The organism is Nocardiopsis sp. iso_186, from assembly GCF_056173365.1.
This window is the reverse complement of sequence record NZ_CM149670.1, coordinates 4802643-4813686: the sequence shown is the minus strand read 5'-3', so window position 1 is coordinate 4813686 and position 11044 is coordinate 4802643. Positions and strand designations below refer to the sequence as shown.

The 11044-nt window shown below is 69.2% G+C and carries 1 protein-coding gene; it reads right to left on the bottom strand.

From position 1 onward, the window contains the following. Positions 1-120 precede the first annotated feature (120 nt). Positions 121-11037: a WXG100-like domain-containing protein gene (locus AC0VYP_RS21060; protein WP_475471418.1), complete on the bottom strand. Its 10917-nt coding sequence runs from the start codon at positions 11035-11037 to the stop codon at positions 121-123. Positions 11038-11044: the final 7 nt, after the last annotated feature.

Below are 11044 nucleotides of genomic sequence, written 5' to 3'. Positions count from 1 at the left end.
GTTGACGTGGAGGTCGTTGGCGCCTGGGTGGGTGGCCGGTTCGGTGGAGAGGGTGTCCCTCGTAGCGGTCTGGTTGGTGTTTTCCCCGCTGATGGTCTGGCTGGGTGTGGTGTCGGTGGGTCAACTGGGGGGTGGGGTGAGGGTGTTGTCGGGGGTGGTGTCGGTGTAGGTGCCGCCTGCTTGTCGGTAGGCGGTGTGTGCGTTTTCGAGGTCGGTTTGGGCGGCGTCCAGTGCGTTGTAGGCGTTTTCGGTTTCTTGGCGGCGTGTTCTGTTGTCTGTGTCGTACAGGCGTGCGGTGGCCAGGCGGGTGTGGGCGTGTGCGGCGTCGAGGTTCAGTTGTGTGGCGATGACGCGGGAGCCGAGGTAGCCCAGGTCGGTGGGGGGAAGCTCGCGTGCGGCGCGGGTGTTTTCCAGGGTGGTCTCGTAGCGCATCACGGCTGCTTGGGCCGCTGCGGCCTCGCGGTTCGCGGCCTCGATGGGGGAACGCTCGGTTGGGGTGGTGGTGTTCTCGGGTGCGGGCCGACCGGTGGGGTCGAGGCCGGGGTCCGGTACACGGGCCATGTTGGCCTGGACGCTCGGGTCCCGCTGCCATTCGGTCAGGGCGGCGTCGATGCGGCTCTGGGACACGAACCGGTCGAAGGTGCCGGAGTCCACCGACGAAGGCGTCAACGCCTCCGAGAACCGGCGTGTTACCTCGCTCTCGCGACGGGGCTCGGGCGTCGGCGGCTCCTCGGGACGGGACCGGGAGTTCTCCCCGTCCCGGCTGCCGTCGCCCTGGCGGTCGTCGCCGGGAGTGGCATCGGTCCTGGGGGAGGGGCTCTGGGCGAGACTGTCGAGGGCCGCGCGGCGGGCCTCGACCCAGGTGGTGAACGCCGTCTCGAATTTCGCCTTGGCGTCGTCGTACTTCCGCTGCTGGGCGGTGTAGGCGTCCTGGGCAGCCGTGTCCCGTGGATCGGCGACGACGTCCTTGACCAGGTTCGGGAGCAGGGCCCGCTCGGCGTAGTAGTCCTTCTCGGCGGTGGCGAGGTCCTGCTGGGCCTTCTCCAGGCCGTCCCAGCGGCCGGCGTCCAGCCGGTCGCCGTCGAGGAGGCCGAGACGCCGGGCGTCGTCCTGGTCCAGCCACATCGTGACCGTGCTCTCGGTCTCGGCGGAACCCCGGGTCGTCGCCTTCCCGATACCGGCGAAGACCGCCCCGGTCTGCTCGGCGCCGACCAGCCAGTGGGTGGGGACCTCCACCAGGTAGGACCGTTTGGAGGCCGTGTCGGGGCCCGGTACGGGGCGCCCGGACTCGTTGGTCCCGTCGATGCGGATGGCGCCCTGGGCACTGTCGGCACCGGCCACGGGCCCTCCCACGAAGAGGGTGCCCGGCAGGCTGGTGCTGTTGTCGACCCCGGATCCTCCGGGATTGGCGGCGGGGGCGGGGGCCCCGGGGCCGCCGCCGTTCTCCGCCAACCACGCGATGGGGCGGGCACCGAAGTTGAGTCCGGCGGAGAAGGACCGTGACGCCAGGTTCAGGGAAAGCTCGTCCTGTGCCCGGGGGGCGGTGATGCTGGAGTCCACGGCGACGTTGACGAGCGTCGCCCGGTCGAAGTCGGGGCGCGCCTTCACGGTCCAGTTCGTGGTCGCGGTGTCCAAGGCGCGGGCGGTGTCGATGTCCACCAGGCGGGCGCCGTCGCTCTTGGAGAGGTCGGTGGCGTCGCCGAAGAAGGCCTTGAGGGGGATGTCGCCGAGAGCGACGGCGACCGTGTCGTTGCCCGGTCCGATCTCCGCCTTCTTGAGCGCGTACTTCTTCGCCTCGGCTACGGCCTCGGGGGTGAGGGGGCCGGTGTGGTCCCATCCGTAGGTCTTGGCCAGGGCCACGTAGCCGGCGTCGCGTACGGCGGCACCCTGGTCCTGGATGTTCAACGGTGCGTTGTTCACCCGGGCTGCCCGGTTCACGGTGGACGCGTCGGCGTCGTCGCGCCAGCCCTCGGCGGGGTTGACCACGCTGGTCGGTGTCGGTGTCGGGGCCGGCTGAGGGGCCTCCGCGTCGTCGCGCGTCCCGGTGCCGTCGGCCTCGTCGCGCGTCCCGGTTCCCTCGGCCCCGTCCGAGGCGGTGTCCTGGTCAACCAGGTCGAGGTAGGAGGAGGCGAAGGCGTCCTGCACGGAGTTGTGGTCGCCCTCCACGGTGATGCTCCGATCACCGTAGGTCATGGTGAGTCGGATGTGGGTCGGGGTCTCGGTGACACCGTACGGACCGTCGAGCTTCGTGGTCCACGAACTGTTCTCGGTGGGGCCGGTGATGGAGCTTTCCGAGTTGGAGACCCCGATTCCCCCCGCCGCGACCGGGCTGACGTGGATCACGCGGGGCCTCGGCAGCTGGCCGGGGTAGTTCCCCTCGTGGTCGGCGTCGGGCAGGGGCCCCGGCGGGTGGAGGAAGCCTTCGCCGCGCATACCGAGCGAACTGGAGGTCCCCTCGGTCACGTATCGGCCGTCGCTCACGGACTGCTCGTGCGAGAGGCTGCCGTTTCCGCCCAGTTGGACGACCGTGGGGGTCCCCCGCACGGCCTCGACCGTCACCGTTCCGTGCTTGGTCAGGCCAAGGCGGCGGGGGATCCGGGAACCGACGGGACGCAGCTTGACGTCAACGGTCCCCGGGGTGTCGGTGCTGTGCGTGATCTGCGCGGAGATCTCCCCGAGCACCGACTCCCGGCTCTGGCCGGTCAGCTCGTACTTGTCGGCGCGGAGCTCGTTTGCGAGCTTCACCCCGGTGGAGTCGGCCGTGGCGGGGTCAACCGTCGAGTCCGCCGCTACGGCGGGGGGAGTGGGGGTGCTGTTGAGGTGGTGCCCGTGGCTCTCGTAGCCGGGGCGGACCCGGAACCGGTCCGCGCCGAGTTCGGGGTTGGGCTGGGCGGCGGGCTGCCCGGTCGCGGGGTCAACCGCGTCGTTGACCAGGCCCGCGTGGTAGAGGGCGTGCAGGGGGGCGAAACCGAACTCCGCGCCGGGGGCGTCGGTCTGGTTGCCGCGGTAGTGCTTGTCCTGTGTCGGGCGGCTGACGTTGGCCACGAAGTCGTACTCGTCGCGGACCTCCGTGGACTCGGTGAGCCGGAGGTCGGCGGTGTAGGGGCGCACCCCGCCCTGGGGGGTGAAGCTCGTCTTCTGCTCATAGACCGGGATGTCCAGGGTGCCCTTGGACCACGTCTTGTCCCCGCTGACCGGGTTGACGCTGACCTGGGGGACCGGGGCCTTCACGGTGCTGGGGCTGGTCTTGCCGTCGTTGGCGGCCTTCAGGTCCCGCGCGGGCTCGTTCGCGTTGATCGTCCCCCGGATCTCCAGGTCGCCGCCGAAGGAGTGTGCGGCCCCCTTGCTCCTGGCGAAGCCGTTGCTGCGAGCGGACTCGGTGGTGAACTTCCCGGAGGGCAGGATGTCGTGGAAGACCACGCCGGTGCGGTCGGCGTGTACGGCCGCCGTGTGCCGGCCGCTGAACATGAAGTCACGCATCCAGTTGCGCGCCCGGTGCCCGGGGCCCGCCTTCCCGGCGTCCCGGGTCCCCCCCAGGATCTCCGAGGAGAAGTGGGTCAACGTGAAGTCGTGGCCGGCGGCGCTCTTGAGGAAGTTCTGCAGGCCGGGGGCGTCCGCCAGCAGGCCGTACAGGCGTTGGCGCAGGGTCGTCCCGCCCGCCCGCGTCGTGATGCCGTCGGTGATGGTGGGAACGGAGTCGAGCGCCGCCGCCTCCGGGCTCCGCTGTTCGGCGCCCACCTGCGGCCGGGCACCGTTGATCAGGTCGCGCACACGCGCCGCCGGGACGGTGGCGGGCTCGGCGTCGTCCACCGGGGAGTTGCGTCCGGAGTCAGGAACCTGCTCCTGGTCGGGGTCGAATGCGTGCCGTGCGTCGGCCCGGGGGTCGTTCTGCGCGGGGCTCTCCAGCTCCATCCGCCCCTGGATCGGAGTGTCCTTCAGCAGGTCAACGCGGTGCCCGTCGTATCCGGGACGGTTCTTCGCGACGGCCTCCCGCGCCTCTGGAAGGAGGTCGTCGGTCTTGCGGAACTTGCCCATCTCCGCATGGAAGTCGAGGGAATAGCGCCAGATGTCGGTGTCACCCTTGTTGGTGATCGTCCCCGCGCTCTTCATCTTGGTTTCCGTCTCCAGACCCGTCGCGGTCTGGTACTGGTACTGGAGCTGGCCGCCGCCGCCCGCCTGGAAGCGAGCGATCCCCCGCGCGTCGCGGCCCGGCATGTCCCGGTACATCGCGCGCACCCGGGCGCGGACGCGGTGGCTGCGTTCGTGTTCCTCCAGTTTGCGGTTTCCCTTGGCCCCTCCGCCGCTCGTCTCCGTGTGGTGTTTGGTGACGGTCCCGGCGAACTGGCGGTCGCTGGGGGTGGCGCCGAGCCGGACGGTGATGATGTCGGGTGTGATCCACCCCTGCTTGTCGGCGTTCCACGGGTTGAAGTTCGCCAGGTCGGGGTTGACGAAGGTCGTCTCGAACAGGTGGACGTCGATGCCCTCGTTGACCCACTCGTCGGCGCGGCCGTTCAGGTTGCTCTCGGAGATCTGTTCCAGGATCTGCGCGGTGTTGTACAGCGCGATCTCGTGGTTGCGACGGAGAAGCCGCTCGCGGGTGAACCGGGACGGGGTGGTGCCCTCGTCAACGGTGGAGGGACGCAGCGCGTAGTCGGCGGGCAGCCGGGAGAGGTCGGGGATGACCAGCCCCGGGTACTCCTGCGCGATCCCCCTGAGGACCCGGTGGGCGTACTCCTGGACGACCGTGCGGGGAGGCCCGGTGGGCGGGGGTGCCTGCTCGGAGGTGGAGGGGTCCGTCCGCCCGGAGGACTCGGTGCCCTGGGTGGTCCGTCGGGACAGCGGGCTGTTTCCGGTCGCCGGGTCGGTGCTCCCCCTCCTCTGCCCGGCCCCGGTGGTGCTCCGGTACTGGCTGCCGTCCTCCCAGCTGATGCCGCGGATCGGGGTGCCGCCGAAGTGCTCCGGGCGGTCGGGACCCAGGTGGGGGTAGGGGGGGAGGTGGTCGGCCCGTGCGTCGGCGTCGGCGCGGTTGGCGTCGGGGTCGGCGAGCAGGCGCGCGTCCTCCAGGCTCAGGACCTCGGTGGTCCTCCCGGTGAAGCGGTGGGGGGTGGACTCGCCGTCGAACTGCACGTAGTAGGTGCGGTCCACGTCGTACATCGCCGCGTCGTCGAAGTGGGTGACCCGGTTGCGCGACCCCTTGGCCAGCTGGACCGTTCCGGTGGAACGCTCACGGCCATGGCGGTAGTCAACCATGGGCGCGTCGGCGCGCAGCTGGTGGGAGAACAACTGGGCGATGAACCCGAAGCCGATGCCGGGGTTGAAGAAATCGCTGCGCTTGAAGGTGTTCTCGATCTCCTTGTCGGAGTTCACACCTGTTTCCACATTCAGGCTTGCCGGCGTGTCGGGCAGGCGGGTGAGTTCGGTCGGGACCGACCACACGGTCATGACGCGTTCCCGGCCGGTGCCGTCCGCGACCTCCAGGTAGACCGGTCCCTTCGTCATCGTCTTCATGCTCTTGCGGAAGGAGTCCGTGGACAGCTTCGTCTGGATCTCGTGGGACGCCTTCGACCAGTCGTTGCCCCGCAGCCGGTTGACGACCTTCCGGGTGAAGCGCGCCAGTCTGTTGCCGCTCTCCGGCTTCGGTTTGAGCTGGTCAACCACCCAGTCCGCGATCGTGGGCCGGTCCCGGCCGGACCCGGCCTCGGACGGGCCGTCCTGGGAGGGGGCGAGGCGGATGTTGTTGACGGACGCGACGTGTCCTCCGCCGAGGCGGATTCCGGCGTTGCCGGCGGGGCCGTCCGACGTCCGCGTGTCCTGGAACGGGTCGTTCAGGACGATGTGGTCGGGGGCGGTGGAGGTGCGGTCGCCGAGTTCGACGGTCATGGTCAGGCCGTCGGGGACCGTCGCGGTCTGGCGGGTCTCCAGGCCGACGCCCTGCCGCTCCTCGCCGGTTGTCTCCGAGGGTGCGCCTTGCTCGGTGGTCTCCGGCGCGAGAACCAGCTCCGCGCTCAGGTCGGCGGTGTAGTCCACCGCGCGTCCGCCCACGGCGGCCTTGCTCGTGGACCCCGTGTCCCTGCCGACGATCTCCGAGGAGGACGGCAGGCCCAGGCCCGCTTGGAGGGAGACCAGGAACGCGGGGCCGGCGGAGACGTTCACGGTGGGGATGGGCACGAGCGGGTTGATGTAGACGACCACGCCCGCGCCCCGGTGCGTGGCCGCGGTACGGCCGTCCTGGTGGATGACGGTCTTCCCGGCCGAGTCGGAGTCGGACAGGCCAGGGGTCGGATCGTTTTTCCCGGGGATTCCGGCGAGGGGGCGCCACTGGTTGTCGCTGGACGTGAGCCGGAGTGTCGCCGAACGCCCGTCGACCGTGACGGTGTGCCCGCCGCTGTTGAAGAAGGGGCGCCTGTCCTGTGTGAAGGCGGTGGTGAAGGCATCGCGGAACGCTTGGGGGAGCTGCTGGTCGAACCGGTCCAGCAGCGCGGGGAAGCCGCTGCGTCCCTGCTCCCCGTCGGTGTTCAGGGTGACCCGCCGGTCGGCCAGGAGTTCGCTGGAGAGCAGGTGGTCCAGGGAACGGGTGTAGGTACCGCGGTCGTCGTCGCGGGTACGGCCCGACTCCTGTTCGAGACGGGTGATCTCCTCCGAGAGCCGCCGGCGGTCGCCGTCGAGGTCGCCGAGGGCCCTGACCCGGCCGTCGTCCTCGGCGAAAGCGCTCCGGTGCCGCTCGGCCTCGGTCTCGGTGTTCTCCTTCTTGGCGGTGGCGTCGTCGATGGCGTCGATGACCGAGCGGTGCGTGGTCTCGTGGACCCGGTTCTCCTCCTCGGCGCGTCGGCTCTGCTCGGAGAGCTCCCGGTGTTCCTGCTCCAGACGGTCGGCGGTGGCACGCTCCTCGGCCAACCGCTGGTCGATCCGCTCGCGCTGCGCGGTGTGGTCCGGGGCGTCCTGGGGGAGGGAGTCGCGTTCCTGTTCGAGTCGGGTGATCTTCTCCCGCTGCCGCTCGGCCTCGGCGCCCTTCTCCTCGGACAGTTGCCGGGCTTCCTCGGCGCGTGCGCCCGTCGCCTGCGCCGCCAGCTCGGTGTGGTCGCTGACCGTCCTGAGGTGGTCCAGGTGGGCGTCCCACAGCCGCGAGGTGGCGTCCAGGGTCTGCCTGCCCAGTTCGACGGCCTTCTGCAAGGACTCGTTGTGGGCCTGGCCGGCGGTGATGAGGTCGAGCTCGTCGCGTTTCTGGTTGCGCTGGTCGCGGTCGAGGTCCCGCTGGGCGGACTCCGCTTTCCTCTCGGCTGCGGCCACTTCGCGGTCACGCCGGGAGACGGTGTCCGCGTAGGCCCGCCGCTGGTCGCTGTGGCGGCGTTCGTCCCGGTCGGCGGCGCGTTCGGCCCGTCGCTGGTCGCGGGCGTCGGCCGCCGCCTTGTCGCCGGCCTCCTTGAGTGCCTGGCTGAGGCTCGGGACGAGTGCTTCGGCGTTGTCCTCCAGCTGTTCGGCTCGGGCCAGCAGTTCGCGGGAGTTCCTGGAGGCGTCCTCGCGCACCTGGTCGGCTTCGACCAGCAGATCCCCGGCACGGCCGGAGGCGTCTTCGCGCACCTGGTCGGCTTCGGCCCGCAGCTCCCGGGCACGGTCGGCGTCGTTCTCCAGCTGTTCGGCTCGGGCCAGCAGTTCGCGGGAGTTCCTGGAGGCGTCCTCGCGCACCTGGACGGCTTCGGCCCGCAGCTCCCGGGCACGGCTGGAGGCGGTCTCGCGCACCTGGTCGGCTTCGCCCCGCAGCGCCGTGGCCTCGCCGCGCAAGCGTGCGCGTTCCGTCGGAGCGTGGGCGAGTGCCTCCCGGGCGTCCATGGCCACCCGGTCGGAGGCGGCGGCCTGCCGACCGAGTTCGTCGGCCCTCTCCCGGGAGTCCGCCGCGCGCTGTTGCGCGGCCTCGACCCGGGACTCGGCCTGATCGACCCGGTTCTGCCAGTCCGAGCGGGCCGTCTCCGCCTCGGTGCGTGCCTGGTCCCGCACCGAGGCGGAGTGGCCGGCCGCGTCGGCGGACTCGTCGGCCCTTGAGGCGGCGGCGAGGAGTTCCTGCTGGGTGCGGTCGCGCGTGGCGGCGGCCTCCCCGTAGGCGGTGTTGAGGTCCTCGACCTCTTGCCGGCGTTCCTGGAGGGTGTCGGCTCTGGCCTGGATCTCCGGGGACACGGGGAGGGGGACGGAGGACTCGACGGTGCGGTCGGAGTCCGAGGACTCCCGTCCGGGCGGGCCGTCGTCGCCCGGCTGCTGGGGATCGGTGCCGGTGGTCTCCGCTCCGGTCCGGTCCCCTTCCGTGCCGGTGGTACCGCCCTCGGTGGCCGGGGTTTCCTGGGTGCTCCGGGTGGTCTGCCCGCTCTCCGTCGCGGTGCGCTGGTCCTGTGCGGGCGGGCCGTCGCTCGTGCGGGGCCGGGGCTCGCCCCCCTCGGTGGTGACGGAGGAGGGGTCAGTGCCCGCGTTCCCCTGGACGGTGGGAACGGGGGGAGGGCTCGTGGGAGCGGCGGGCGGCGGAGTGGCGGTGGCGGAGCGGTCGCCGTCCCCGCTGCGCTGGCCGCCGGAGGTCTGCTGGTTCTGTGTGCCGCCGGGGGCGGTGCTGGGCTGCTGGGGGGTGGGGACGACCGGGGCGGGGGGCTGCTGGGGGACGAGGGGGGCCTGGAGGCCGCCGCCGGTGGTGGTGATGTCGTGCAGGACGTTGACGGTGATCGGTTCGGCGCTGAACCCGGGCAGGGCGGAGAAAGGGAAGGGCGTGTCCGCGTAGGGGTTGTTCAGCGACTGCAGGAAGGGACCGGGGAGGAAGCCGTTGTCCTTCTTGGGGTCGAGGACGAACTCGGGGGGCGGCTGCCAGGAGCGGTTCTCGTCCGGGGCCTGGGGGGCGGGACCGGGGACGTCGTCGTAGAGGGAGAAGTCGTCGGACGTGTCCGAGTCGTCGTTGCTCGGGAGGGGGGTGTTGCTCCGGGGCGTTCCCCCGGGGGCAGCGGTTTCCGCGGTCTCGGGAACGGGCTGATCGGAGCGTTCCACGGGAGTCGGGGTGGGTGCGCTGTGCGTGCGGGTCCCGTTTCCGGAATTCGACGTCCCGTCGATGGTGATTTCCGGTGTGTTGTTGTTCTGGTTGTTCCCGTTGGGTGAAGCGTCGCCGTTGTTTCCGGTGACGGTGATTTCGGGGTTGTTTTCCCTGTTGTTGTTCTGGTTGTTGTCGTTGTTTCCGTTCGCGTTGTTGTTCTGGTTGTCGGGGTTGGGGGGTGGGGGGGTGTTGGTGTTGTTGTTGGTGGTGGTGTTTTCGGGGGTGGGGGCGTTGGTGAGGTTGATGTCTCCCATGTTTTTGATGGCGTTGATGGTGGTGATGCCGCCGATGGTGGCGATGTGTTGGAGGGCTCCGGTGGAGGCGCCTGCGACGGCGGACATGCCGGAGGCTTTCCAGCCTTCTTCGGTGAAGGCGAGGTTGGTGAGGCCTTCTCCGACGTAGCCTTCGATGGCTCCGGAGGCGGAGACGACGCCGAGGTCGCGGAAGCGGTGGGCCCAGGTGGTGCCGTAGTCGTGGAGGGAGCGTGCGAGGGCGGTGGGGATGGTGTCGGCGAGGTGGTTGCGGGTGTTTTGGGGGAGGGGGGTGTTTTTGAGGAGGGTGTCGAGGTCGGTTTTGAGGGTGGGGGTGGGCCAGTTTTTGATGTAGGTGTCGGCGTAGTCGCTGCCGAGTTGGCGGGCGTTGTTTCTGCCGAGTTGGGTGGTGAAGTGTTTTTCGAAGACGTCGGCGGTGTCGTTGCGGAATTTGTTGGCTGTTTTGGGGTCGAGCCAGCCGGTGTCGTTGCGCCAGGGGGCGATGAATTGGTTGCCGTTGTTGCTGAATGTGCTGGTGAGGTCGTTGTTGAATTGGTTGGTGACGCCGGTTTCGGGGTCGGGGGTCTGGTCGGTTTTGGGGGTGGGTGTGGGGGTGGGGTCGGTGTCGTTTTTGAGTGCGGGTTTTTCGTTGAGGGTGGTTTTTTCGGTGGTGGGGGTGTCGTGGTCGGATTTGGGTTTGGGGGTGGTGGTGAGGTCGTCGGTGTCTTTTTTGGGGTAGGGGGGCGGGTTTTCGTCGGGTTTCTCGCTTTTGGGGGGTGGGGGTGGGTCGGTGTCGGTTTTGGTGTAGGGGGGTGGGAGGTCGGGGTCGGGGTTGGGTTTGTTGATGGTGACGGTGGGTGTGTCGGTCTTTGTGGGGTCGGGTGTGGTGGTGAGGTCGGGTTTTTCGAGGTTGGTTGGGGTTGGGGTGGGGTCGGGGGTGGGTTTGGGTGTGGGGAAGGGGGGTGGGCCGATGTCGTTGGGGTTGAGGTCGGGGGTGTTGCGGGTGTTGATGGTGGTGATGTTTTTGTTGAAGAGGTGGCGGAGTTCTTTGGAGATGAGGGTGTCGATGCCGGTGGAGAGTGCGGAGGAGATGAGTCCTTCGATGAGGGCGCCGGCGGCGGCCATGCGGGTGAGTTCTTTGTCCCAGCCGTCGCGGTTTCCTTGATCCATTTGGATGCGTTGGATCAGCAGGTCCATGGTGACGCCGAAGAGTTGGGCGATGAAGAGGTTGCCCAGGAGGTTCCACACCAGCCAGTTGAGGATTCGTCGGATGGCTTGGTGTCGGATGAATTTGAAGAACGCGATCCAGGCGAGTGAGGAGCCGAATGTCCAGTAGGACATGGCGATGGCCCAGGCGATTTCGATGGCGAGTTGGATGAGTTGGCCGATGATCATCCATTTGGCGTACTCGACCTGGTTCGCGGCGTTGCGTGCGTATTCTTGGATGTCTTTGGCGAGTTCGGCGGCTTTTCCGACGTAGTCGCGTTCGCCTGCGGTGAATTGGTTGATGGATTGTTCGAAGTATTCGGTTGATTTGCTGTCGAAGGTTTGGGTGACTTTTCGTTTGAGGACGAGTACGAGTTCGGGGAGTTCGGTTTCGAGGATGTATTGGGTGGTGGAGTAGACGTCGCCGAGTGCGCGGAGTTTGTCTTCGTCGGCGTCGGGCCATTTGGTGCCGGTCAGTCCGTAGAAGAGGTTGACCAGCTCGTCAGGCAACTCCATACCCATGGTGCTA